Origin of the sequence: Pseudomonas shirazica (assembly GCF_015168335.1) — a bacterium.
GTDB lineage: Bacteria > Pseudomonadota > Gammaproteobacteria > Pseudomonadales > Pseudomonadaceae > Aquipseudomonas > Aquipseudomonas asiatica.
In genome coordinates this window covers 1,722,025-1,745,987 of the sequence record NZ_CP063456.1, presented here as the reverse complement: position 1 = coordinate 1,745,987, position 23,963 = coordinate 1,722,025, and the positions used below count along the sequence as shown (strand labels likewise).

19 protein-coding genes and 2 pseudogenes are annotated in these 23,963 nt (G+C 58.9%); 7 read left to right on the top strand and 14 right to left on the bottom strand.

The features are described from left to right. Positions 1-57: 57 nt before the first annotated feature. Positions 58-1,254, top strand: a complete 1,197-nt coding sequence (locus tag IMX18_RS08025) for an IS256 family transposase (protein ID WP_217191287.1) — start codon at positions 58-60, stop codon at positions 1,252-1,254. A 152-nt stretch (positions 1,255-1,406) separates the two neighbouring features. Here IMX18_RS08025 and IMX18_RS08020 read toward each other — a convergent pair whose 3' ends face one another. Further along, the gene (locus IMX18_RS08020) at positions 1,407-1,772 is read right to left on the bottom strand and encodes a hypothetical protein (RefSeq protein WP_217191268.1); all 366 of its coding nucleotides are present in this window, start codon (positions 1,770-1,772) and stop codon (positions 1,407-1,409) included. An 11-nt stretch (positions 1,773-1,783) separates the two neighbouring features. Further along, on the bottom strand, positions 1,784-2,002 hold the full coding sequence (locus IMX18_RS08015) for a hypothetical protein (protein ID WP_217191266.1): 219 nt from the start codon (positions 2,000-2,002) through the stop codon (positions 1,784-1,786). Positions 2,003-2,427: 425 nt separating this feature from the next. On the opposite strand from IMX18_RS08015, the gene IMX18_RS08010 reads away from it, so the two are divergent. After that, the gene (locus tag IMX18_RS08010; RefSeq protein ID WP_217191265.1) at positions 2,428-2,814 is read left to right on the top strand and encodes a hypothetical protein; all 387 of its coding nucleotides are present in this window, start codon (positions 2,428-2,430) and stop codon (positions 2,812-2,814) included. Between the two features lie 571 nt (positions 2,815-3,385). Here the strand turns inward: IMX18_RS08010 and IMX18_RS28450 are convergent. Next, positions 3,386-3,958, bottom strand: a complete 573-nt coding sequence (locus IMX18_RS28450; RefSeq protein WP_425355282.1) for a hypothetical protein — start codon at positions 3,956-3,958, stop codon at positions 3,386-3,388. Between IMX18_RS28450 and IMX18_RS27970 the strand changes: the two genes are divergently transcribed. Continuing rightward, positions 3,953-4,582 carry a metallophosphoesterase family protein gene (locus IMX18_RS27970; RefSeq protein ID WP_225903925.1) on the top strand — a complete coding sequence of 210 codons (630 nt, stop codon included), beginning with the start codon at positions 3,953-3,955 and terminating at the stop codon, positions 4,580-4,582. The genes IMX18_RS28450 and IMX18_RS27970 overlap by 6 nt on opposite strands. 46 nt (positions 4,583-4,628) lie before the next feature. Here IMX18_RS27970 and IMX18_RS07995 read toward each other — a convergent pair whose 3' ends face one another. Next, on the bottom strand, positions 4,629-5,381 hold the full coding sequence (locus IMX18_RS07995; RefSeq protein WP_217191261.1) for a BrnT family toxin: 753 nt from the start codon (positions 5,379-5,381) through the stop codon (positions 4,629-4,631). Between the two features lie 197 nt (positions 5,382-5,578). Between IMX18_RS07995 and IMX18_RS28445 the strand changes: the two genes are divergently transcribed. Continuing rightward, positions 5,579-5,839: an HAD hydrolase-like protein gene (locus tag IMX18_RS28445; RefSeq protein WP_225903940.1), complete on the top strand. Its 261-nt coding sequence runs from the start codon at positions 5,579-5,581 to the stop codon at positions 5,837-5,839. 19 nt (positions 5,840-5,858) lie between these two features. Here the strand turns inward: IMX18_RS28445 and IMX18_RS07985 are convergent, their stop codons facing one another. Next, entirely contained in the window at positions 5,859-6,224 is a 366-nt protein-coding gene (locus IMX18_RS07985) for a hypothetical protein (protein WP_217191257.1), read from the bottom strand. A gap of 17 nt (positions 6,225-6,241) precedes the next feature. Here IMX18_RS07985 and IMX18_RS27965 point away from each other — a divergent pair. Beyond that, positions 6,242-6,681 (top strand): annotated as a pseudogene (locus IMX18_RS27965) (hypothetical protein). Between the two features lie 220 nt (positions 6,682-6,901). Here the strand turns inward: IMX18_RS27965 and IMX18_RS07980 are convergent. The 5 genes and pseudogenes from IMX18_RS07980 to IMX18_RS07960 all read right to left on the bottom strand — a co-directional run bounded on the left by IMX18_RS07980 (position 6,902) and on the right by IMX18_RS07960 (position 14,523). Beyond that, the gene (locus IMX18_RS07980) at positions 6,902-7,348 is read right to left on the bottom strand and encodes a GIY-YIG nuclease family protein (protein ID WP_225903924.1); all 447 of its coding nucleotides are present in this window, start codon (positions 7,346-7,348) and stop codon (positions 6,902-6,904) included. Between the two features lie 25 nt (positions 7,349-7,373). Then, positions 7,374-8,342, bottom strand: a pseudogene (locus IMX18_RS07975) (DinB/UmuC family translesion DNA polymerase); the annotation flags it as partial. A 429-nt stretch (positions 8,343-8,771) separates the two neighbouring features. After that, positions 8,772-10,205 carry a multidrug efflux transporter outer membrane subunit TOprJ1 gene (locus IMX18_RS07970; protein WP_003152694.1) on the bottom strand — a complete coding sequence of 478 codons (1,434 nt, stop codon included), beginning with the start codon at positions 10,203-10,205 and terminating at the stop codon, positions 8,772-8,774. Between the two features lie 4 nt (positions 10,206-10,209). Then, positions 10,210-13,344 (bottom strand): multidrug efflux RND transporter permease subunit TMexD3, encoded by a 3,135-nt coding sequence (locus IMX18_RS07965; protein ID WP_034065037.1) that lies wholly within the window; start codon positions 13,342-13,344, stop codon positions 10,210-10,212. Between the two features lie 15 nt (positions 13,345-13,359). Further along, positions 13,360-14,523: a multidrug efflux RND transporter periplasmic adaptor subunit TMexC3 gene (locus tag IMX18_RS07960; protein ID WP_034039546.1), complete on the bottom strand. Its 1,164-nt coding sequence runs from the start codon at positions 14,521-14,523 to the stop codon at positions 13,360-13,362. A gap of 179 nt (positions 14,524-14,702) precedes the next feature. Between IMX18_RS07960 and IMX18_RS07955 the strand changes: the two genes are divergently transcribed. Both IMX18_RS07955 and IMX18_RS07950 read left to right on the top strand, forming a co-directional pair. Further along, a complete protein-coding gene (locus IMX18_RS07955) occupies positions 14,703-15,260 on the top strand; it encodes a TetR/AcrR family transcriptional regulator (RefSeq protein WP_003152690.1) in 558 nt (185 codons plus the stop codon). Between the two features lie 439 nt (positions 15,261-15,699). Then, entirely contained in the window at positions 15,700-18,390 is a 2,691-nt protein-coding gene (locus IMX18_RS07950; protein ID WP_058131653.1) for an AAA family ATPase, read from the top strand. A gap of 67 nt (positions 18,391-18,457) precedes the next feature. Here IMX18_RS07950 and IMX18_RS07945 read toward each other — a convergent pair whose 3' ends face one another. From IMX18_RS07945 to IMX18_RS07930, 4 genes are read right to left on the bottom strand one after another with little or no spacing between them, the layout of a single operon-like run. Beyond that, positions 18,458-18,922: a hypothetical protein gene (locus tag IMX18_RS07945; RefSeq protein WP_023443007.1), complete on the bottom strand. Its 465-nt coding sequence runs from the start codon at positions 18,920-18,922 to the stop codon at positions 18,458-18,460. Beyond that, positions 18,903-20,942, bottom strand: a complete 2,040-nt coding sequence (locus IMX18_RS07940; RefSeq protein WP_155684878.1) for a hypothetical protein — start codon at positions 20,940-20,942, stop codon at positions 18,903-18,905. Before IMX18_RS07940 ends, IMX18_RS07945 begins: the two co-directional genes overlap by 20 nt. Next, the gene (locus IMX18_RS07935) at positions 20,939-22,669 is read right to left on the bottom strand and encodes a site-specific integrase (RefSeq protein ID WP_034039553.1); all 1,731 of its coding nucleotides are present in this window, start codon (positions 22,667-22,669) and stop codon (positions 20,939-20,941) included. The genes IMX18_RS07940 and IMX18_RS07935 overlap by 4 nt, the downstream gene beginning before the upstream one ends. Further along, positions 22,662-23,951: a site-specific integrase gene (locus IMX18_RS07930; RefSeq protein WP_034039555.1), complete on the bottom strand. Its 1,290-nt coding sequence runs from the start codon at positions 23,949-23,951 to the stop codon at positions 22,662-22,664. Before IMX18_RS07930 ends, IMX18_RS07935 begins: the two co-directional genes overlap by 8 nt. Positions 23,952-23,963 lie beyond the last annotated feature (12 nt).

Below are 23,963 nucleotides of genomic sequence, written 5' to 3'. Positions count from 1 at the left end.
TCGTGGTTCTTGGCTAACGTTGAGTTTGCGGACTTAACCTTCACCAGAGAAGCCACGATGACCAAGCCCACTATCGCATTGACCGAGTTGGTTGAGAAAGGGGCAGACGCTGATCTGCTCAAGCAAATGATCCAGTTCGTTGCCCAGCGCATGATGGAGTTCGATGTCGAAGGCCTGTGCGGCGCCGGCTTCGATGTCAAAAGCCCAGACCGGACAAACAGCCGCAATGGCTACCGTGATCGCCTCTGGCAAACCCGCGCCGGTGACGTTGACCTGAAGATCCCGAAGCTGCGCCAAGGCAGCTACTTTCCTGGCTTTCTTGAACCTCGACGTACCGCCGAGAAGGCCATGGCGGCGGTGATCCAGGAAGCCTACATCCAAGGCATTACAACGCGTTCGGTGGACGAGCTGGTCAAGGCCATGGGCATGACCGGCATCTCCAAAAGCCAAGTGTCACGGCTGGCTGGTGAGATCGATGAGCGCGTTCACGCCTTCCTTGACCGACCGCTTGAAGGCGACTGGCCCTATCTCTGGATAGATGCCACCTACGTCAAAGTGCGGGAGGCCGGGCGCATCGTCTCGGTCGCCGTAATAATCGCTGTGGCCGTGAACACCGATGGTGGCCGTGAAGTCCTGGGCATGCGTGTTGGCCCATCAGAAGCCGAGCCGTTCTGGACGGACTTCCTGCGAAGCCTGATGCGGCGTGGCCTACGTGGAGTGAAGCTGGTTATATCCGACGCCCACGAAGGCCTCAAGGCAGCTGTTTCCAAGGTCTTCAACGCAACCTGGCAGCGCTGCCGCGTGCACTTCATGCGCAACGCCATGGCCCATGTCGGCAAGGGCCAGCGCACGATGGTGGCGGCGCTCCTGCGCACGGTTTTCGCCCAGGACAGCCGTACCGAATGCCACCAGCAGTGGCGCCTGGTCGCCGATCAGCTGCGTGAGAAGTACCCCAAGATCGCGACGCTCATGGACGGCTGCGAGGATGAAGTGCTGGCACACATGGCGTTTCCCAAAGCGCACCGACAGCAGTTACACAGCACCAATCCACTGGAACGGCTCAACGCTGAAATCAAACGGCGCACCGACGTCGTGGGCATCTTTCCCAACGACCCTGCAATCACACGGCTGGTAGGCGCGATGCTGCTGGAGCAGAACGACGAGTGGTGCCTGCAACGACGCTATATGCAGTTGGAGGCCTTCGAGGCGGTCAGCGATAATCCACAGGCCAAGCTGTCGGCCGTGATCAACTAAACGGCAAACTTAGTGGCCAGAGCCATGATGAGTTACACCACTCCCTGGGACACGATCATACCCAGCCCTGTCAGCATGATTGCTCACTCCAAGGTGCTCCTTATTGATCTTAGCATGCTCCTAAGAATGCGCACGTCATGTACTATTTACCCTCATCCGGTTTTACGTGCACGCCTGTGAAGTTCTAGGTGGGTCATTTCTCGCTTCCACTCGCTGACAAACTTCTCCCAGTCCCGGTAGTACGCGCCTTCCACTAGGCGTGTTGAGCCTCGGCTCGCGCAGTGAAAGCGCTCTCGCCATGGCTGCGGAATGTCTAGGTCGCGCACAATCAAGGTTCCACCTGCCCTTTCGGTGGACGGTACTGATGGGAGTGAGCCTCGTTGTTCCTGGGGGTCGATGCCATCGAGGATGATTAAGGCGTCAGTGGCTCGCGGATCACCAAGTGCGAGATCTGCGAGCGTCCACAGCGCTTTTCGCCATGCGGTTTCGCGAAGGTGCAGATCGTCATCACTGGCCATGGCGTGGATCCCTACTCGGACTTGTGACCGAGCCCGCCCTCGCCGGCAAGCCTTTCTTCGACGAACTCGATGGACATCTCCAATTCCTCCTCGGCTTCCTTGAAGACCGATTCGAGGGATGGATGAGCTCCGGAGGCGCGAAGCTTTGCTACCAGCTTCAGGAGTTCTCGGCCCTGGCTCATCGGCATTTGGATGCTGCAGTACACGGTGTCATTGGCGTCTCTGCTCATGGGTTCTCCAAAAATTAGTCGTGGTCGGGCGCGCCCTGGCGGGTCGGCTGTCGTGAACCAAGCCGCTCGCCAGGTGGCGGCGTCTCGGCCCTGCGGGCTTCCATCCTCGCTCCTGCGCGCTCCGCTTGCCGGCGTAGCCCTCACACCAAGTCGCTGGCTCTCTCAGTCTCCAGCCAATGCCATCGAGATCTGGTCTCTACACAATTTTCAGTACAGGACTATCTATGCCTAGCAATATCGAAAAATATTAAACCTCACAATTATCAACACCTCCACCAATATTGTCTAGCGCAACTAAGGGTATGCCAACTGCATACTCTTAAGTTGCCTCGACAGTCACATGAGAGCTTGATAGGCTCCATTGAAATTGTTCGCCAGTTGCGATATCAGTCCACCCAAAAGTTCAAACTCAGGACACCATGAATGTGAACACACCGCCCGAAATCACCCTCGCAGAGTTCAGAGAACGCTATCCCCTGCTGTTCTCTGACCCTTCTGTGGATGACATCTACTGCAGCCGTGGATGGCATGGGCTTCTGGTTTCCCTGTGCGACACGCTTCAGGAGCACTTGGATCGGCATCCAGAGGTGCCGCAGGTCGTGGTGGCACAGGTGAAGTCGAAGTTTGGCGAGCTGCATTTCTTCTATGACGGTGGCGACTATTACTGCGAGGGTGCCGTAAGCCAGGCAGCGGAGCTATCACTGAAGATTTGCGAGCTGTGTGGCGTACCTGGCAAGCAGATAGCAGGCAGGTGGGAGAGTACGCTCTGCCCTGAGCACGAGGGACACGACAACCCAGGAGCAGCACAGTGATAACGGTCATATCCATGAGCCAAGCGCGGAGGCGCCTCAGGCGAATCGCCCAGCTTGTCGCGAAAGGGCACGTTTTCATCGTGACCAAAAATGGCAAACCTTCCGTGATGATTGATGCGCCTGAGCCACTGGAAGAGCGTGAGCGAAAGCCAGGACATCCGTGAGAAGCGATGAACCGACCACCGCTGGCGAGGAAATCAGAGTTGTTTGCGACCGCTGTGGCCAAGGATGCCAACCAGACTATGGCCAGCTGAGCGCACCCTGGAGGCTGGTCGCCTCATGCGGGCGAGGCCTACGAACTCCACCTGTGCGAGCCATGCTTCTTCGCCGTCTTCTCAGCGATCAAACGTGAGCGCTGGACGAGGTCGATGTTCACTGGTGAGGGTGACGCCGTTTTGGCAGACGCAAATTTCGGGCGTGTTGATGGTGCCTAGATCCAGTCTTCTTCGCGACGGGCCATGACTACTCTCCATAGATTGGACTTCACCTCCACCGTAACCCAAGCGCCTGGTGCTTTCAATCGCGTTTGCGCCTGCTTCCGACGCGCTTAGTCAGTCCTCTCAGATCAGCGCTACAGATACTGCCCCCTTACGGGAACATTAAGCTGAAAAAACGCCCTTATGTTCCCATTTGGGGGCGGTAGCTGAAGCGTTGAAATGCCGACTCTCTGCCCCCATCGCAAGCCCATCAAGGTAAAATCTTCGGGTCTTTCAGACTGATTTTGGAGCGCCTGCAGCTCATGCCTCATCTGCTCAAACTTGCCCAGAACCTGGTCGGTCGAGACTTCGTCGTAGGCGATATCCACTTCAAAAGCATCGAGCTTCACAAGGGCCTCAAGGCGCTTGGATTCGACCAGTCCGTCGACCGCATGATCGCCGTGGGAGACCTCATAGACCGTGGCCCAGGCATGTTCGATGGACTGAAGCTTTTGGGTGAACCCTGGTTCTTCACGGTCAAGGGCAACCACGAGCAGATGCTCATCGATGCCTATCGCGAAAACCCCGCTCTCCCATACTCGGCCCATGGTGCGCGATGGTGGCTTACGATAGACGACGACTCGAAGCCCATGATCATCGCAAAGCTCGAGAGCTAGCCGCTGGCTATTGAACTGGAGACAGTACAGGGCCTGGTCGGCGTAGTGCACGCAGACGTGCCTGTAGGGCTGAGCTGGAACGACTTCACCAGCAGCATTGATAACCCCCAGTTCCAGGACGTCGCACTGTGGGGCCGCGAGCGGATTAAAAAGCACCATCGTGGAGGTGTTTCAGGCGCATGGCGCGTGTGCGTTGGCCACACATGGATACCGCATGCACTTCGACTCGGGAATGTCCTTGCCCTGGATGTAACAGGTGGCGGAGATGGCTCATTGGCGATCTACTCCGTGCAGGACGACACCATCTACGTCGACGGCGTGCCTGTAGGCCTGGATCAAGCTGATCGGCTTAGTGAACAGCTGGTTGAGCTTGAGGGATCGCTGACCTCACTGAAGACCCTAGTGCACGCAAACAAACTGCTCGAGTCCCAAATCGCTAGCCGTGAAGCAGAAGTCCGAGCGAAGCAGATCAGCTCCGCCTGGCTGAACATGGCTGACGAGATCGCCGGCATGCAGCAACTGGTGAATGCTCTCCATGGATTGAGTCTTCTCACTGGGGAGCGCCGCTCAGCAAAACTGGAAGAGCTGCAGCAACGATACGCCGGCACTCCGACAGAGGACTTAAACATCCGACTGTTCGGCAGCTCCACCATTAGCGACAAAGAAACTTACTAGCGAAAACTAACCTCTGAATACTAAAACAGTGCCAAACCCTAGCAGCCTACTGATTTTTGAAATCTCGTCTAGGCAGTAAGTGCTGTTCAATTATGGCCGAGCACCTTGAAACGAATTCTGCCTTTTTCACCGGATCGTCGTCATAAATCCCCTTAAAGGACTGCATCATATCTTGAGCGTATTTTTTTCCACTCAGCCTCCTAGAGGATATAAAGCGATATCGCCCACCAAGATTTTGCGCAACGGATAAAGTATATATTGTGCCACTTACCTTTTTTAATGGAAAATTCAACCTCCTCCCTTCAGGCCCAGTATTTAGATCTGAGAATATTACAGTGCGATAACCGTCATTCTCGTCCGGACAGGGGACGCTTAAAGTACCAAATAATTCCGAGTAGCTCACAACCTCTCGAAACCCTAGCCCGTGCTTGATGATATTCGCTCCATTTTTCACTGGATCGAACTCATAAAACTCACTACTTGAATTGATATGGCCTCCACAATTGTAGATCTCTACTCTCTCAGGCACTAAAATCTTGAGAGCCAAACGACTACAATCCACCCACTCATAAAACTCGCACGAAGCCTGACGCTTTATTATATTAAAAAGTAACCGCTTCCTTTTTATCGGAACATTATAGCCCGCTGCTCTTTCCAAGAACTCATCTTCCGAAATATCTTGAAGAATTTTACGACCTTCTTCGCAAGGCACACCATCATGAAGCCCATTCATATCGCACTTCCGCCCCATCCAGTTTTTAAGCGAAACAGCTAATCCAACTCTGTAATAAGCTGTCATATAAAAACAAGGCCATGCTTTGGAGCTAATGGCTCCGAAAGCTGGGCCCGCCTAGCGCACCCAGTTGATAGTCCGTCAGCGTCTGGCACTGGTTTCCGCAAATCGCTCCAATGCCGAACCGATGATCCAGGCTGCTTTGGCTTCATGATACCTCTCCAAAGCCCTGTGGCGGGGCAGTGAAGCGACTGTTCCCGAGCATGGACGCCTACGCATTCAGCTTCGAGGTCGGCGTTGCCAAACCTGATCCTCGGATCTACCAAAACCTGCTGGAGATGGTTGAGGCCAGGTCAGGACGGCCTAGCGGAACAGATACACCTGAGGTTTTTATGGTGGGTGACTCAGCCCGGTATGATCGAGAAAGTGCCCGAGCTGTTGGAATTGAGGGGCACTACCTGAATCGCTCGGACACTTCACCAATCTGTAACCTGGAGCAGTTCGCTGGGCTGGTGCTGGGGTAGCCAGAACGCTGTCTCGAGACTACATACCCAACTGGTTGATCAGCCGCGCTGCTCGCATAGTCCTCGTCAGCTCGATGGCAGGCATCTTCTCTAGCAGGCCATCTACTAGGTGTTGCGCGTGCCGGCTGTACAGGGTGACCCGCTTCGGAAAGTCCTCACGGAACGGTACACCCCCACCAACCTCCACCTGGGCAATTTTCAGCAAATTAATCAGCTCAGGCCCGACCTCATCTTCGTCGATAAACTCGACTGTTGGCCTGGCAGGTGGCCCCGCTTTTTGCCACAGTTCAACGACCATCTTATACAGCTCATCTCGCCCAAAATGATCCAGAGCCGCCTTCCACAGAGCGGCCTCTTGGCGAATGTCGATACGGTTACCACTCATGGGACGGAAATCTCTGCATGAAGCTCTTCCTAGATTGCGAATTCACTCAGCTGTCCCCGGCAGCGAAATTGATCTCACTTGCCCTGGTGGCTGAAGACGGGAGCGAATTCTACGCTGAGTTGCCAGATTCATGGCACATGGAAGACTGCAGCGATTTCGTCGTGGAAATCGTCCTGCCACAACTCTGGGGTGGGAGCTACTCACTGCCCATCATCGACGCCAGGGTGGCACTTCTCTCCTCCTGGCCACGTTCAAGGAAGAAGTCGAGATCGTCACTGATGCCCCTGTTTACGACTGGCCGCTGTTTTGCGAACTTGCCTATGATGAGGGGCGCTGGCCTCGGCATGTCCGAAATCAACCCACAGACGCGACGACGCTAAAGCCTATCAATGACGGCCAAGAGCTGCCCCACCATGCCCTCCTCGATGCAAGGATCATCGCCGGCATGTTCAGCTAAAGCTCCATCAAAGTTCATCAGCAGGCGTGTACCTGTATTTCGCTGACGTTCTCTGCACGTCCTTTTCACATGAGCAGACCGATACTCCAGTGATCCCTACGTGTGATAGATGCTCCCTTGCCCGCCCCTCAGCGGGCTTTCTTTTGGACGCAAAACGGTACAGGAACGAAGAGCTCACTCCTCCTCTGGATGTCGCAAAAAATCAAAAATCGTGAGCTCATCACAGTTCAGGCAGTGATACATGGAGGAGGCTTCCTGATAATGCATTCCACAGAATGCTGCCGCAGAATGGGCAGCACTCGTAATGCTCCAAATCCCCCCACGTCCACACCCCGTGATATTCAGGGATTCCGTCCCGGTCATGGCCAATGACCTCAAACGATTTTCCCGATAGGCCTGCGAAGCCATTGATACCATGCCGTTCCAAGACCGTTAAAACGTCTGCAGGGTCAAGATCGAACCATTCGCCAGAGCCTCGCCGCTCTGAAAACTCTTTGTGGAGAGCCTTCTCCAGAGAGACATCGTCGCCTTCTTCAGTGTGGATCCAGCCCAACAGGTGGAGCTTCCTGGGATTGCCGGTTTGAAGCGCTTTTCTTCGATGCTCTATCTTCTTGGCCCGGCCAATCTTCACGCTCTCGTTCGTGTCTTCGATGAAGAAATAGATCATCCCCGTCCCTCTCCGCTGATCGTTTCTACTTACAGTAGACCGTCCACAGTTCGTCCATTTTGGTCGTGAAGCTTTGACTCATCATCTCGCGCCGCATGCCCCAGGAGGGGTCGACCGGCACGCTGGCCAACCTCATGGTTCCGCGTCCCCACCGGGCATTCACGGTGTCCAGGACGCCCATGAGTTTTTCACTCGCCTCAGGCTGTGAGGCTGTGAAGAGGTCAACTGTGATCTCCCCACGCTGGCTCAGGTCAAGCAACAGCACCTCCGCCTTGCTGTATCGAAAGCCTTCACGGTAAACACGCTCTACGCCATCCAGGGCAGCCTTGGTGAGCAGACGAGTGTCGTCGGTAAGGTGCGGCAGTTCAATAAGCACACCATTCGCGTACTTGGCCTCGTCGGGGTTGTACATACCTGTGCGGATGCTGACTCGAATGCGCTTACACAGCGACTCTTGGGCCCGAAGTTTTTCAGCGGCACGTGAGGCGTATGTTGAGACAGCTTCCTTGATGGGAGCGAGGTCGGTCAGGCGCTGGCCGAACATCCTGCTGCAGCAAATTTCCTGCTTCGGCGGGTTGGGATCATCGAGTTCCAGGCACGCAGTGCCGGCGAGTTCACGAGCTGTTTTTTCCATCACGACGCTGAATTTCTTCCTGAGCGCCCAGGCATCGGCGTGCGCCAACTCCCACGCGGTTCGGATACCCATTGCCTCCAGGTGTGCCGACATACGTCGACCAATACCCCAGACATCGGACGCATCGCATTTTTTGAGCACCCAGTCACGCTTGGTTTTGTCCCGAAGATCGACGACACCACCAGTGTAGCTCTGCCATTGTTTCGCAGCATGGTTCACCAGCTTGGCCAGGGTCTTTGTGGATGCGATTCCAACACCCACAGGTATGCCAGTTCGTCGGTAGACCTCGGCCCGGATCTTTCTGCCCAGGAGCTCAAGATCACCAGGCATCCCTGTCAGGTCGGCAAAGGCCTCGTCGATGTAAAGGAAAGAAGAACAGCCATGGACATGACTTCAGCTCAGACATTCCGCTACTCAATCTCTGATGTCGGATGTCCATAGAAAGAACCTCTTTTCCAGGAAATTGGGGCTTGAAGTCCATACCTGCGCAATTGCACCCATTTGACCAGTCAATTGCATTGGTACTGACCACCGCGTGCATCCGACTTGGCCAGTGGGCAGCAGAGACGCAACAGGCAGAAACCGGCCAGAAGCAGTCAGTCAATCATGCGTTACAGTGATTTTTTGCAGCTCTTTATAGAGCCGTTAGCTGCTGCCACCAATAATCCATAGGCCTGCCAGTCGTCAGACAGTCTTATTCTCGATCAGACGATTGCCCCGTCGATGACCAGTAGCTCACCGGTGATGGAGCCAGAGTCCGGTCTTCGGATGCAGGACTCCTGGCTTTGCTCACTCAGCGCCGATCCCGGCCATCGGTTCAGTTTGGCCCCAGCCACCGCCCAGAGACCTGAACAGGTCAACCAGCGCAATCTGCCGTTCCGTGCTGATTTGAATTAGTGTGGTCTGGTTGCTAAAGGTGCTGCGCTGGGCGTCAAGATAACGCAGGTAGTCGTCCACGCCGCCCTCGTAACGCGCCTTAGCCAGGGCCATCGCAGCCTCGCTGGAACCGGCCAGAGCCTGGCGGGCAGCCTCCTCGCGGCGCAGGGTGTCGGTGGCGGCCAGGGCATCGGCCACTTCGCGGAAGGCGGTCTGGATGGTGCCTTCGTAGTCGGCCACCGCCGCGTCCTGGCGCACTTCGGCGAGGTCCAGGTTGGCGCGGTTGCGGCCACCGGCGAAGATCGGCAGCGACAGCGTCGGGGCAAAGCTCCAGGCCCGCGAGCCGCCATCGAACAATCCGGACAACTCGGCACTGGAGCTGCCCACCGAACCGGTCAGGCTGATCCGGGGAAAGAACGCGGCGCGAGCTGCACCGATATCGGCATTGCGCGCCTTGAGGCGGTGCTCGCTGGCGAGAATGTCCGGGCGCCGTTCGATCAGTTCCGAGCTGGTGCCGGGGGCGATGTCCTGCAGCACCATCAGGTCGTCGCGGGGCGTCGCGGGCAGCAGGCGAGCGGCATCTGGCGTGCCGAGCAACAGGACCAGGGCGTTGTCCGCCTGGCGTAACTGGCGTTCGGTGCTCTCGCGCTCGGCCCTAGCCTGTTCGGCAAGGCCGACCGCTTCCTGGTAATCCAGGGCGGTGGCGGCCCCCGCTGCACGGCGCTGGCTGACCAGCTCCAGCGAGGCCATGCGGCTGTCCAGGGTTTGTTCGACCAGGGCCATGCGGCGTAGCGCACCATCGCGGGTCAGGTAGGCCTGGATGACCTCGGCAACCAGGCTGATCTGCGTGGCACGGGTCGCCTCCTCGGTCGCCAGGTAGGTCTCCAGCGCGGCCTCGGAGAGGTTGCGCACGCGGCCGAACAGGTCGACTTCGTACTCCGCGAGGCCGAGGCCGACCTGATAGTTGCTGGTCACTTCCGAGCGCCCGGTCTGCGACAGATCGGCAGGCAGGCGCTGGCGGTTGCCGCTGGCATTGGCGTTGATCGAAGGCAGGCGATCAGCACGCTGGATGCGGTACTGGGCACGCGCAGCTTCGATATCCAGCAGCGCCTGGCGCAGGCTGCGGTTGTTGCTCAGCGCCGTATCCACCGCGCGGCGCAAGTCGGCATCGACGATGAAGGTCTGCCAGTCCAGCGCCTGGGCACGGGCGCCCTCCGCGTCGGCGGCTTGCCAGTGCGACGCGACCGGTGCCTGCGGGCGCTCGTAGGTCGGGGCCAGCGAACACCCCGCCAGGGCGGCGATGGCCAGGGGCAGCAGAGCGCGACGGAGCATGAAGTGAGAGGTCATCGCATTACTCCGCTTTATGCAGGGGATGGTTGTCGGTTTGCTGAGGTTTGGTGCGCAGCAGCGACAGCACCCAGACGAAGAAGATCGGCACGAAGATCACCCCGAGCATGGTCGCGCTGAGCATCCCGCCCAGCACCCCGGTGCCCAGTGCGCGCTGGCTCGCAGCGCCGGCGCCAGTGGCGATGGCCAGCGGCACCACGCCGAGCATGAACGCCATGGAGGTCATGATGATCGGGCGGAAACGCAGGCGCGCGGCTTCGACAGCGGCATCGCGCAGCGAGTAGCCGTCTTCCCACAGGTCCTTGGCGAACTCGACGATGAGAATGGCGTTCTTCGCCGCCAGGCCGATCACGGTGATCAGGCCGACCTTGAAGTACACGTCGTTGGGCAGGCCGATGGCAGTCACCGCCAGTACCGCGCCGAGTGCGCCGACCGGCACGATCAGCATCACCGTCAGCGGGATCGCCCAGCTCTCGTAGAGCGCCACCAGCAGCAGGAACACCACGGTGATGGCCAGCGCGAACAGCATCGTCGCCTGGCCGCTGGCGACCCGCTCCTGATACGAAAGCCCGGTCCACTCGTAGCCGATACCTTCGGGCAGCTCGGCAGCGATGCGCTCCAGTTCGAGCATCGCCTCGCCAGTGCTCACGCCGGGCGCGGCGTCACCGGCAATGCGGATCGACGGGTAACCGTTGTAACGCGCGACCTGCACCGGGCCTTCCTCCCAGCTCGTGGTGACGAAAGCACTCAGCGGTACCAGGCTGCCGCTGTCGTTGGGCACATGCAGGCGCAGGACGCTTTCCGGCGTCATGCGCTCGGCCTGTTCGGCCTGTACCACCACGCGCTGCTGGCGGCCGGCGTTGGCGAAGTCGTTGATCACCGACGAGCCGAACGCAGTGGACAGCGCGCTGCTGATCGCTTCGAAGCTGACACCCAGCGTGCGGGCCTGCTCACGGTCGATCACCAGGCGCAGCTGCGGCGCCTCGGCCAGACCTTCCATCATGGCGTAGAGGAACTTCGGATTGCCGTTGACCTTGCCCAGCACTTCATCGCGCGCTGCCAACAGGGCATCGCGGCCGAGACCGGCGCGGTCCTGCAGGCGCAGGGCGAAGCCACCGGAGTTACCAAGGCCTTCAATCGGCGGTGGTGGTACCGACATGATTGCGCCGTCATCGAGGTTGGCGAAGTGCTCGTTGACCGCAACCGACTCGGCTTCCGGCGACTGCGAAGAATCACGCTCAGACCAGTCCTTGAGCAGCGGGAAGGCAATGGCCGCGTTCTCGCCCATGCCGGAGAAGCTGAAGCCAAGCACCAGGAAGGTCGTCTGCACGGCCTCGCGGGCCATCAGAAATGACTCCAGCTCTCCACCAGCGGCCGAGGTACGCTCACGGGTGGCGCCGGGCGGCAGCTGGATGTCGACGATCATGTAACCCTGGTCTTCCACCGGCACGAAGGATTCCGGCAGGCGCATGTAGAGAAAGCCCATCAGCACCACCACGCCCAGGTAGATGAACATCACCCTCCCGGCTCGCGGCACCAGCTTGTCGTTGAGCTTCGTGTAGCGGCTGGTCAGGCTGGTGAACTTGCGGTTGAACCAGCCGAAGAAGCCAGTCTTCTCGTGATGGCCTACAGGAATCGGCTTGAGCAGCGTGGCGCACAGCGCCGGGGTGAAGGTCAGCGCGAGAAAGCCCGAGAACAGAATCGACACCGCCAGCGACAGCGAGAACTGCTGGTAGATCACCCCCACCGAACCCGCCATGAAGGCCAGCGGCAGGAACACCGCCGACAGAACCAGGGTGATACCGATGATCGCCCCGGACACCTGCCCCATCGCCTTGATGGTCGCCGGCACCGGCGCCAGGCCTTCCTCGGCCATGATCCGCTCGACGTTCTCCACCACCACGATGGCGTCGTCCACCAAGATGCCGATGGCCAGCACCATGCCGAACATGGTCATCATGTTCACCGAGAAGCCCAGCAGGTACATGAAGGTCAGGGTACCAAGCAGACACACCGGCACGACGATGGACGGGATCAGGGTGTAGCGCACGTTCTGCAGGAACAGGAACATCACCAGGAACACCAGCACCATGGCCTCGATGAGGGTCATGATGACCTTGTCGATGGCCACGTCGACGAAGCGCGAGGTGTCGTACGGCACGGAGAACTCGACGTTGTCCGGGAAGTTGGCCGACAGCTCGGTCAGACGCTGCTTGACCGCCTCGGCGGTCTGGATCGCGTTGGCACCGGGCGACAGCTGCACGGCGGCGGCAACGGCGGGCTTGCCGTCCTGGCGCGAGCCGAAGTTGTAGTCCTGGCTGCCGACCTCGATGCGTGCCACGTCGCCCAGGGTCAGGCGCGAGCCGTCCTGGTTGGCACGCAGCACGATGGCGGCGAATTCCTGCGGGTTGTCCAGGGTGCCCTTGACCGCCAGGGTCGCCGTCAGCTCCTGCTCGCTGGAACCCGGCGTGCTGCCGAAGGCACCGGCCGGCACCTGCACGTTCTGCGCGCGGATGGCGTTGTTCACGTCATCAATGGACAGGCCGTAGCCAACCAGCTTCTGCGGATCGATCCACACGCGCATGGCCGCCTCGGAGGCGAAGAACTGCAGTTTGCCGACACCGGGTACCCGGCGGATTTCGTTGTTGATACTGCGCGCCGCGTAGTCGGCCAGCGCCGTGACATCGGAGTCCTTGTCGCCATCGGTGTAGCTCAGCGCATAGATCAGCAGGAAGCCGGCGGTGGCCTGCTCGGTCTGGATGCCGAGGGTCAGCACGGCCTGCGGCATGCGCGCCTCGGCCTTCTTCAGACGGTTCTGCACGTCGACCTGGGCCAGTTCGGGGTCGGTCCCCGGCTGGAAGGTGACGGTGATCTCGGCTATGCCGTTGGCGTTGCTGGTGGACTCGAAGTACAGCAGGTTCTTGGCGCCGTTGAGTTCTTCCTCGATGACGCTGGTCACCGAGTCGGTCAGCACCTGCGCCGAGGCGCCGGGATAGGTGGCGGTCACGGTAATCTGCGGCGGCGCCACGTTGGGGTACTGTGCCACCGGCAGGAACGGAATGACCAGCAGGCCACCTAGCGAGATGAACAGGGCGACTACCCAGGCAAAATTGGGGCGTCGGATGAAAAACAGGGGCATGAATGGTTCTCCGGCTTACTGGGCCTGGGACTGTGGAGCTTTTTCGGCGGCGCCTTGCTCGCGTGGGATGACCTTGGCGCCCGGACGGATAGCCGCCAGCGAGCTGGTGATCACCTTGTCGCCGGCCTGCAGGCCCTCGCTGATCTGCCAGCGCGAGCCTTGCATGGCGCCAGTAGTGACCTGGCGCACCTCGACGGTATCGCCCTCGCCCAGCAGCATCACGCTGGCCTGGCCGTCAGCCGAACGCTGCACGGCACGTTGCGGCACCAGGATGGCGTTCTGGTTGAGCCCCTGCGGCGTGCGCACACGCACGTACATACCCGGCAGCAACACGCCCTCGGGGTTGTCGAACTGCCCTCGCAGGGCGATTTGCCCGGTGCTGCGATCCACCGAGATATCAGTGAACAGCAGCGTGCCCTTGCTCTCGATATCGGTACCATCGACGCGCAGCGACAACGGCTGGTCGCTAGCGCCGGCAACCTTGCCCTCGGCGATGGCCGCGCGCAGGCGCAGGGCGTCGGCAGCCGGCTGGGTGAAGTCGGCGTACACCGGATCAAGTTGCTGGATACGCGCTAGCAGAGTCGCCTCACCCTGGCCTACCAGCGCCCCTTCGGTGACCTGGGCTCGGCCGATGCGTCCGGCAATGGGTGCGCGAACCTCGGCATAGCCCAGGTCCAGGCGGGCGGTTTCGACATTGGCCTGGGCCGATCGCTTGTCGGCCTGGGCACTCTGCAGAGCGGCCTTGGCGTTGTCGAAATCCTGCTGGCTGACGGCGTTGATCTTCACCAGCGGCTCGTATCGGCGAACCATCGCCTGGGCCTGGAACAACTGCGCCTCGGCGCGGGCCAGTTCACCCTGCGCCCGCGACAGGGCCGCTTTGAACGGCGCAGGGTCGATCTGGAACAGCACGTCGCCGGCCTTCACGTCGGCCCCTTCCTCAAAGGTGCGCTTGAGCACGATCCCCGCCACCCGCGCGCGCACCTCGGCGACACGCACCGGCTCGATGCGTCCTGGTAGCTCGGCAACCACGGTGAAGGGCTCGGTCTGCACGCTGAGCACATCGACTTCACGCGCCGGCGCCTCCTCCCCTTGCTCTTCGGGCTTGTCGCAGCCAACCAGGGTCACGGCGACCAAACAGGAGATCACGGAAAAAGTGATCCACTCGCGAAATTTGTTCATATCTCACCCAAGCACGAAGCCAGTACGTAGTCGAAGCCGCGCATAATGCACACCAAAATCAAATGAGTCAATATTGACTCATTTGATTTTGATGTGAACAAAGCTAGTATCCTCTTTGAGAAAAATGAGTGTTCTAGGCAAAATACCCGCATCTGCCTGCGATAGATAAAGAGTGACCGATGGATTTAACTGCTGCCGATGAGAAATTGCTGAAGGCCCTGGCGATCGCCATCGTTGACCACCCGCGAGCCACGTTCAAAGAAATAGCCCAGGCAGCGGGAGTCAGCAAGGCGACGCTAAACAGGTTTTGCGGCACCCGCGACAACCTGATCGAGATGCTTCTGGATCATGGTTCGGTGGTTATTTATCGGGTCATTGCCGATGCCGATCTTGAGTCGGCGCCCTTGGACGCATTGCATCGCCTGATCGAAGGCCATTTGACTCACAGGGAGTTGTTGGTTTTCCTCTCATTTCAGTGGCGCCCGGACACGTTTGATTTAGATGCAGGCGGCTGCCGATGGCTGCCTTACTCAGAAACGCTGGACGAGTTCTTTCTACGCGGGCAAAAACTGGGCGTATTCCGTATCGATATCGGTGCCCCGGCGCTTACCGAAATCTTCTCCTCCTTGATCTTCGGCCTGGTAGACGCCGAGCGCCGCGGCCGTATCGCACGCGCAGGTATGGCGGCGTTGATCGAGCAATTCTTCCTGAACGGGGCTTGCAACTACCAAACTTAACGGAAAGCAACGCTCAGTTTTTTTCCAACGGGTTGGCGGTGTCCGTTTTTGGCCGTTCTCTGACGGTCGTGACAGTGACACGCCCTGGTCAAGTTGAACGCAATCCGTGGTCAACGCCAACCCAAATTGGTGGTCAAGAGGAGTGCAATTTCGCACATACCTGAGGACTGCTCACCACATCGCTTGCGTCGGTAGTAGCTTCCGCACTTTCCCCGTCTCTCACCGCTAAACAGCGCTTTCCGGTAGCGGACTTTAGAGCGGCTTGATACTGGCCAGCATGCAGAAATTCTGCCCGTGTAGCGTCACGACCGGACAAGCCACTAGGGTGGCGGTCAGGAAGGCAGGCAAACGGAACACGGCGAAGCACCTCGAAGGCGCTGGCCACTTGCCATCCAACTGGGCGCGGCCTTTAATCGGCGGATCTGGAAAGGAGACGGATATGCCATTGTTGGACGAGATTATTGGGTGGGCCGGCGGACTCAGACCCTGGCAGCAGGAAGCACTGCGCCGGATATTTGCCCGGGCCGAACTAACCCAAGATGACATCGAGACCATTCTGCGAATGGTTCGCGAGCAAGAACGGGAAGACGCAACCACGGGGGGAGCACGGCCATTCACGCTGGACGACGTACCAGGCGCCGGAAGTGGCGCAACCGTGCGGTTGGTGGGTGTCTCGGGGCTAGACCAGGTAAACGGCTTCCCGTCCGGTCGTGCCTTTGACCTCGCACCGGAGGGCATGACCATTTTCTTTGGTCATAACGGCGCCGGCAAATCCGGCTACGCCCGCGTCTTCAAGAATGCCTGCAACGCTCGGCATCGGGTGGAGGTCCTGCCCGACGCTTTTGGGGCGGCAACCCCAGCTAGACTGCCATCAGCAGATTTCGCCATTTTGGTGGATGGCACTCCGGAAACCGCACGTTGGGTCCAGAACGGGCCGGCCCATTTGCATTTGAGTTCGGTCTCGGTCTACGACGCGGCCTGTGCCAATGACTACATCGACGCGGAAGGGACCCCTGCATTTCAGCCCTACGGACTCACTCATCTGACGCGCCTGGTCCTACTTCAGCGTGATTTACAGGCACGGATTGGGACCGAACGCAATGCCTTGGCTCTGGATACCCGGCAATTCGAACCGCTGAAGGGTGACACCGAAGTCGGCCGCTACATCGCCAAATTAGGTGGGGACTCGGACCGCGCCGTGCTTGCTCGATTAGGGACGGTCGGTGACGATGAACTCCGGCGACTGGAGTTTCTGAAGCGGACATTACTGGAAAGCGATCCTGTGCCGCAGGCGCTGGCCTTGGAACGTTTGGCGACACGCTTGGACCAGGCGCAGCGTCGAGCCGAGGAAGTCCAGCGCTGGGTGAATGATCGTGCCATAGCACGGGCAAAGGAACTGATTACAACGGAAAAAACCGCGCATCTCGCCATGCAACTGGCGCAAGCGCGTCTTCAGGATCGAGACACACTGAACGCCATGGAGTTGCCGGTAACGTCCTCACCCACCGCCACGCTGCTGGAAGGCACAGGAGCTGAACTCTGGCAAACGATGTACCGAGCCGCTGAGGCTTTCTCTCAGCAGACGGCATACCCTGAACATCCCTTCCCGCACCTGGAACCGGACGCTTACTGCGTACTCTGCCAGCAACCTTATTCAACGGATGCCTCGGAGCGCATGCGGCGTTTCGCGGCATTTGTCGCCGACAGCGCCACGGCGGATGCGCAAGCCGCCACGCTTGCGCGCATGAACGCTCTAGGGAAGGTGCAGGCTGTCGATCTAAACGTTCTGGATGTGCCAACACGGGCTGACGTGGAGGAGCGACTGCCCGACCTACACGCTGCCATCACCGCAGCGGCATCGGTCTGGACCGCCCGGCATACTTGGGTTAGCCAAGCCCTGCAAACTGGAAACTGGTCCCCCGAGTCAGAACCGCTTCCTATCGAAGCAAACCTCGATAGTCTCTTCGCCGCCAAAGCTGCTTCGCTCCGAGTCGACGCCAATACCCTGCGGACCTCTGCCGATCCCGCTCTACGCTTGGCGCTGACCCAAGAACTGGCAGAGCTAGAAGCCCGACAACGCCTCGCCAACCAGCTTGGCGCGGTGGAGCGCTTTGTTCAGGACAGTCAGGTCCATGCCACATTGAGCCGCTGCCATGCCGCCCTCAACCCAGCGGCAGTGTCACGCAAACTGACGTCCCTGGCGGCGACGCATGTGACCGAGGCTCTGGCCGCTTCTATGAATGCTGAGTTGAAAGCCCTGGGCTATAAGCGACGGGTGCAACCCGACCTGAGCGGGCGCACAGAGCTGGGGGTGACCAAGGTCACGCTGCGCCTGCAGGAAATCACGGCGAAAGCCTCCAAGGTGCTGTCAGAGGGCGAGCAGCGCGCGTTGGGGATGGCTATGTTCCTCGCCGAGCTCGAATCCCTGCCACATACTTCGACCGTTATTTTCGACGATCCGTCTACGTCGCTGGATCACGTATATCGTCGGGCCATAGCTCGGCGTTTGGTAGCGCTGGCTGAGACCCGCCAAGTGCTGGTGTTCACCCATGATGCGGTGTTCCTGACCGAGCTCGCGATGGCGCTTCAGCGCGCTGATCGCTCGGCCAGCTACAAGACCATCGGTTGGGACGAGTCGCCGGGACTAGTGAGCGAGGGGCTGACGTGGACGACGATGGACACCAAGGCCCGCCTGGCCGATCTCGAAAGTCGTGCGAAAGCGCTGAACGTTCCGGTCGGCAGCGACCCGGATGATGAGCTTGAGCGGCAAATCGCATCGGGATACTCAAGCCTCCGAGGCACTGTCGAGCGCGCCATACGCGAGGTTTTTTTGAACAATACCGTCCAGCCGTTCAGCGATGTGGTGAGCGTAGAAGCATTTGGTGCTGTCATTGGCCACCCCGCAGAGGAGTGGGAGCAGTTGCTGGCAGTGTATGCGCGGGCCTGCGAAGCTACCGAGGCCCACGACACCCCAGGCGAGCGCCAACTACCGCTTCCCGCGCGTGAGGAGTTGCTCGGCGATATCGCCCAGGTCCTGGAATTAATCAAAAACGCGACTAAACGCCGAACTGCCTACGAGAATCTACGCCGGGAGCGGACCGCGCAACGCAAGAAGCTCTTCGGCGGCTAGCCCGACGTTTCATGCCGGGCTGGTCGGGCATGGCTGTGTTTCTTTCGAATATTGCGAGCTCTCCGTTTCAAAGTTTTTTGTGGCCTCGCGGATCAAGAGGAAGCACATTGGAGGCCGGCAGTTGGCGCTCCAAGTCCGCAATACGGTCGTACAGCTCAAGAATGGTGGCGTCGGCCTCACTGAGTAGGCTGGCTAGGTGGTCACGCTGCTGCGTGATTTCCTCGATCCGTTCTCGAAGTCCACGATTTTTTCTGCGGGCTAATAAGCTGACTTGGCGCACTGATGGCGGACGTTGCTCAGCGTGTCCTTCCACGTACTTTTGGATCTCAGCGATCAGTAGGGGGAAACGAGCTTTTTTCAGTGCAGAGGGGTCGCTGCCGGCCTCCTTGGCAACGTTGTTCTGACTTACGGGCGTCCCCTTCGGCAGTCGTTCGGGCTTGTTGCTCTTCAGCCGCTCGAACGCTGCGCGATACTGCTCGCCGGCACTCATTCGCTTAGCCGGGTCAGCGGATTCATGTTTGCCGGATGACATGGCGATAATTCTCCACACTACGTTTCTGGGCTTCCAACGAAGTCCTTAGCGGACTGTCTACCTCGGCAGCGGCCAGGCGCTCATCCAATACCGCCTCCAACACTTCGACTTCGTCGAGTTGCTCGGGGTCATAGAGAACGTCCGCACATGGTTTGGTTTCTCCGGGGGAGTCGCCCCCTCCGCAGCGAGCGATATTGTCGATGCCCCCATAGGGACAGGGGGTACGGCTCGTGCAGATGCCCAGCAAAATCGGTCGATGAGTGACCGTCCCCTTCTTAGCCAGATTGATCGCTTTCTTAGCATCAGAGGCTGAGATTAGGCGGACAATCTCAGATTTTCGCTTCTCGCCGTGGGGGCTGACGAATCGGTTGCTCGTCAGCTGTTGCAGCTGCCTACCCAAAGTTTCGTACATGGTGCGGACGTAGTAGGTATGGGCCTTCTCTTCCAGCCGTACCCTGGAATGGTTTTGCCCGTAGTAGAGACTCATCGCTCTGGCGACGTGCTTTAGCTGAAACTGCAATGAAGCGTCGCTGACCAGCCCGGATGCCTGCATATTCACTGCGCCGGTTCGTCGGAGTTGATGCCAGGCCAACGGCCAGATTTTGCCGACCGCAAACTCGTCGGTCAGCGTCGGCGTCACCAACCGAGCCAATTCGAAATCTTCCGGCGTAATGCGCAATTGCTCACGGTCGAACAGCTTGTCGAACCACTGAAGCACATGGGCATAGCTCGGAATCGATGGCCGAATCGTGCGGTTGATCTTGGTGAACTTCGTTCCCCACGGTTCAAGGCAATAATCAAGCAGATAGCGCTTGGCCGGATCATCCGGCACCGAGGCCTCGCCGGGGGGAGAGTCGCATTCTGCGCGGAGGTCTGCGACCACACGCATGGCTTCAACTGCCACCTGAGCTGACGGGGACGTCACCCAAAGTGCCTCAGAATCCGACATCGTCTTGGTCGTTCGTCCGCACAATACATGGATGTCGCCAAACTGCGGATCACGTTCTATGTGCAAGCAATCGGCGCGCAGGTTCCAAGCCTCTTCGACTCGCATGAGGCTGAAGTTCAGCAGATAGCACAGTCCAGATCGACTCACGAGGTTGAGGTAGCGACTCAGAGTTTGAATGCGAATTTCGTCGTCGCTCACTCCCAGCCAGCGACGAAATAGTTCCACCATGCCAAACCGATGCGCGGTGTCGATGAATGGGCCGTAGTACTGCCGCCCAGTCCACTTTCCGTTTGATCCATCCGACGGCCACTGAAACGGATAGAACGATTGTGGCCTGCGTTGTCCTTGGAGACTGGCAGAGTTGTGCCGATAGGCAGCCAGACAGAAGCGGAAGCACTCCTCGACTTGGCCTCGATGCGCCAAAAAGTCATCCAGGCATTCGCGCAAGCGTGTGATTTGATAGTGCCAAATGCGGGGCGGGATATAGGGGGTCTGGAGCTTCTGGTGGTCGGGCATGGCCGCTGCGAGGCGTGCCAACCCTGCGCGATCCAACAAGGTGAACCCCAGCGCATCCCGCCGCTCGTACAGTTCGTGCAGCAATGCCAAGAACTCACCGGACCGGGAAGCCTGGAGCACCTCCGGGAGACGGTCGGCAACGCGCGGAAAATGACTCAGTTCGGATGCGAGAATGCCTTCTTGAGTGCACAAGACGAACAGCCGACGCATCTGGTCGAAGCGCGTTTTCAGGCCTCGGTATCCACGGGCTCCATTGGGGCCGTATAGCCACCAGCCGATTACGGTCCGCAATAAATCGGCGTTCGCAGGATCGATCGCGGCGACATATTTCTTATCTGGGCCATCGCCGAAATTGAGAGTGAGCCGTTTTCCCGCCCATGGGTCGAGCCGCCAAATGGCATCGCCCCAACGGCTCACCACCTGGCCAGCGGCATCTATGATGACCGGCCAATCACGCTGCGGTGGCCAGCACGGCGGACGGTAGTTCGGCGCATCAGGAATCGCTAGGGGCGAGTCGATGCCGAGGCCAAGTTCGGAAAGAATATTTTTCGTCATGCTGATCTTTGTCGCAGTTCTGCCAATCGGATGAAGCCATCCCAGGCCGGGTGGTAGTCACCTTCACTTATGCGCGCTCTGGCTTCTTCGACCCAAAGCCTGCGGACCTCGCTACTTTCTTCGAAGAAGCGCAGTTTGGCCGTCAGCCGATCGATCACCAGCAGGGCCGGATGCTCTGTCGTCAGGTGCTTACCCGAACTGGATGGGCGGTAGCGTGCCAGTTCAAGCGATTTGAGGTGGCGCAAGCTACCGAGAGACCACACATGATCCTCACTTTCGATATCCCGGTGCTGGGTACAGAACAGGCAACCGGCAGCATTGATGCAGTCGGGTCGCGGACCATTCTTCGGCATCGTGCCCACTGGTTCAGGTGTGGCCGATACACATCTACCAGGAGCAGGAGGTGAAAGGGACGGATCGGTTTGCTGATGGAAGCGCGTAATTTCCACCATAGCGATCTGCGGATGGGGGTCGGCATATACGCGTATCAGCGTTTGCACCGTATGCTGGGCCAACTCCGCAACCTGTTGGGGATTCTGGGACTCCCGAAGCAACCAGTTGATGCGCGTCCCGCGCAGTTTTCGCGGTCTCACTATCGGTATGCCAAGCTCGCGGCAGATGCGCGTAACGTTCGTGAACTGCGTCGCCTCTTCTAGGATTCGTCCCCCGCTACGTATAAGCGGAAAGAGCAAACCATCCGGCTCATTGGGAAACCATTCGGAACGCCATTCGAGATAGCGCTCGAACCACTCTCGATAACTGGCAAAGATCTCGAATAGCACTTCTCCTTCCCGTCGATTTTTGTAGGTACGTACCTGGTAGCCGTCTATGTGGCTGGTGTAATGAAACTGCTCAACCCGCAGGGTATGTGCTTGCTGGAGGTTCAGACCGGTCTGGGCGATGAACATCAGCAATTCACTCTCGATCCGTAAATTGACGATGGGGAAACGGGTCCGCAGTGTCCGATCTGCATCGTGGGCGGCACGCGCCGCCAGGGATGCTTCGATTTGCGCTTGGTTTTGCGGCCTGGTACGGCGGGCCGCTACTTTCTCGGGGCTCTGCAATCCCGACCATAGTTCCAGCACTTGGCCGGTGCGTAACGAAATACAAACTGGGAGGGGGGCCATTGTCCCCCTCCAGGTCAATGCCTCGCATACGTCAGCTAGAAGGTGTCCGAATGCGAAGGTGTTTTGCAGATTCTGCTTGTCCGCTTTGCTCGTATGTACCTTGCCTTTGCCGCGCGGCTTGCGAATACGTGTGCTCTTGCTCAGGCTTGCTTGGCGGTCCAATGCTCGGTCCAGCATCGTCGCCGTGAGCCTGGTGAGATCGTACAGGGACCCATCGCTGAAATTGCGTTCGACTCGATGACGCTGGAGCAAGTGATCGGTCCAACGAATGAACGTGTCGGCCGCCGTCTCGAGACTGAGATTCACGTTTTCTGAATCGATCCAGGCAAAGAATCGGCGCAATGCACTGATCTTGTTCTGCACCGAGAAGCGACTTCCGCCACCAGCAAGGTCGTCAGTCATGTGCTCATGCAGCTGCGTCACCAGCTCGAAACGTTCCGGCAAGGGACTGCCGAGTTCGCCCTGCGCGATCTGGCGGCCCACATGCTTCACCTTTGCTGCTGCACCTCCGCGAAACAGCAGCGGCCGGAGGTCCCAGGGCGTTTCAGTGGCCCCATACTCAAGCATCGGGAAAGTGAGGTCGAATTCGGAACTATCCATCGTGCCGCGCCCCAGCGCCGATCCCGCTAAATGCCGCCATGAAGCTATTTGAGAGGGCTTGTTTGATCGGCAGTGCCTGTACGAATCGGATGTATTTGAAGGTGGTGGCTTCAGAGTTAGGCCCATGGAGCAACGCGTCGCTGACCGTCGCAATTACAATAGCGACATCGGCACAAGCCGATAGCGCCAGACGTGCCAATTCGGTACCGAAGGTGCAGCGCGACTGATGGAAGCGGAATTTACGGAGCACCTGTAGTTCTGCTTTGACGCCCCGTTTTCGAAACTCGGACATCTCAACATTCACAGCAGATGACTGATCGGTGCCGCGCCTGCCATAGGCGTTACCAAAGCGGGTCAAGAACAGCAAATCACGATTCTCGGGCGAGGCTTTCGCCTCTCGTTCCATCCTCCGCCAGCCTTTGGCATATTCCAGCAATTCATCACGCAACGCTTCGGGTATCCAGACCTGGCCAGTCACACCGAATTTCGTGTGCACTGGCGGAGCTGCGCCTGGACCAACTGCAAGGCGTAGAAGCCCTTCAGCGGAAGGGTCGGGGGCGGCGCGCTCCAGAGACTGAATCTTGAGATCACAGATGCTGCCGAGCCGCATCCCGGTAAAAAATCCAAGGGCCAACATGAGGTAGAGCTCGGGCGTGGCGTTCTCTGCGGCGAAATCCAGAATTGCATCGCGATCGGTCTCCGAGACTGGCAACAGCCCATCTTCAAGCGTTTGGCCTGGGCGCTTACGGTTCGGGATGCTGAGGTCGGTGGTGGTTCCGCTGATCGTTCGCTCGAACCCCACCCGGTCGAAGTATTTAACGACGTAGGGTTTTTCCCGCCACAGCTGGACGTGTGGAGAAAGAAGCTCCCTATGCCTTACCCACCGATAGAACATGATGCAATTGCGCATGTACTCAGACGCCGTGGATGGGCCGATCTGGCCGGCATCGCGCATCTTGATCAACGCCCCTCGGTATAGCACCAGGCAGCGGTCAGCTTTGCGAGCGGGAAACTCGAACCACTGCAAATCACGAGATTCAAGAAATTTAGCGTAATTGAGAAGGCCATTCATGTTACTGGCAACGGTCTTAAGAGAAGCGTCACCAGTCGTTGCTCGCTCCACTGCCCACAGGTTTGCCTCCCTCCAAGGTGCATAGTCTGCCCAAAAGATTTGGGGCAAGCCCTCAATGGATGGCCGGCTGCTACTGGGGGAGTATGCGACGGCGTTCTCTCTGCGCACGAGGTAATGGGGCACGAAATGAATGCGCTCTAGCGTCGCCATTCAACGCCCCTG

Excerpts from the sequence above, each read along its gene's own strand:
- IMX18_RS08025 (WP_217191287.1), top strand. The coding sequence starts at position 58 with ATGACCAAGCCCACTATCGCATTGACCGAGTTGGTTGAGAAAGGGGCA.
- IMX18_RS08020 (WP_217191268.1), bottom strand. The coding sequence starts at position 1,772 with ATGGCCAGTGATGACGATCTGCACCTTCGCGAAACCGCATGGCGAAAA.
- IMX18_RS08015 (WP_217191266.1), bottom strand. The coding sequence starts at position 2,002 with ATGAGCAGAGACGCCAATGACACCGTGTACTGCAGCATCCAAATGCCG.
- IMX18_RS07995 (WP_217191261.1), bottom strand. The coding sequence starts at position 5,381 with ATGACAGCTTATTACAGAGTTGGATTAGCTGTTTCGCTTAAAAACTGG.
- IMX18_RS28445 (WP_225903940.1), top strand. The coding sequence starts at position 5,579 with ATGGACGCCTACGCATTCAGCTTCGAGGTCGGCGTTGCCAAACCTGAT.
- IMX18_RS07985 (WP_217191257.1), bottom strand. The coding sequence starts at position 6,224 with ATGAGTGGTAACCGTATCGACATTCGCCAAGAGGCCGCTCTGTGGAAG.
- IMX18_RS07980 (WP_225903924.1), bottom strand. The coding sequence starts at position 7,348 with ATGATCTATTTCTTCATCGAAGACACGAACGAGAGCGTGAAGATTGGC.
- IMX18_RS07970 (WP_003152694.1), bottom strand. The coding sequence starts at position 10,205 with ATGACCTCTCACTTCATGCTCCGTCGCGCTCTGCTGCCCCTGGCCATC.
- IMX18_RS07965 (WP_034065037.1), bottom strand. The coding sequence starts at position 13,344 with ATGCCCCTGTTTTTCATCCGACGCCCCAATTTTGCCTGGGTAGTCGCC.
- IMX18_RS07960 (WP_034039546.1), bottom strand. The coding sequence starts at position 14,523 with ATGAACAAATTTCGCGAGTGGATCACTTTTTCCGTGATCTCCTGTTTG.
- IMX18_RS07955 (WP_003152690.1), top strand. The coding sequence starts at position 14,703 with ATGGATTTAACTGCTGCCGATGAGAAATTGCTGAAGGCCCTGGCGATC.
- IMX18_RS07950 (WP_058131653.1), top strand. The coding sequence starts at position 15,700 with ATGCCATTGTTGGACGAGATTATTGGGTGGGCCGGCGGACTCAGACCC.
- IMX18_RS07945 (WP_023443007.1), bottom strand. The coding sequence starts at position 18,922 with ATGTCATCCGGCAAACATGAATCCGCTGACCCGGCTAAGCGAATGAGT.
- IMX18_RS07940 (WP_155684878.1), bottom strand. The coding sequence starts at position 20,942 with ATGACGAAAAATATTCTTTCCGAACTTGGCCTCGGCATCGACTCGCCC.
- IMX18_RS07935 (WP_034039553.1), bottom strand. The coding sequence starts at position 22,669 with ATGGATAGTTCCGAATTCGACCTCACTTTCCCGATGCTTGAGTATGGG.
- IMX18_RS07930 (WP_034039555.1), bottom strand. The coding sequence starts at position 23,951 with ATGGCGACGCTAGAGCGCATTCATTTCGTGCCCCATTACCTCGTGCGC.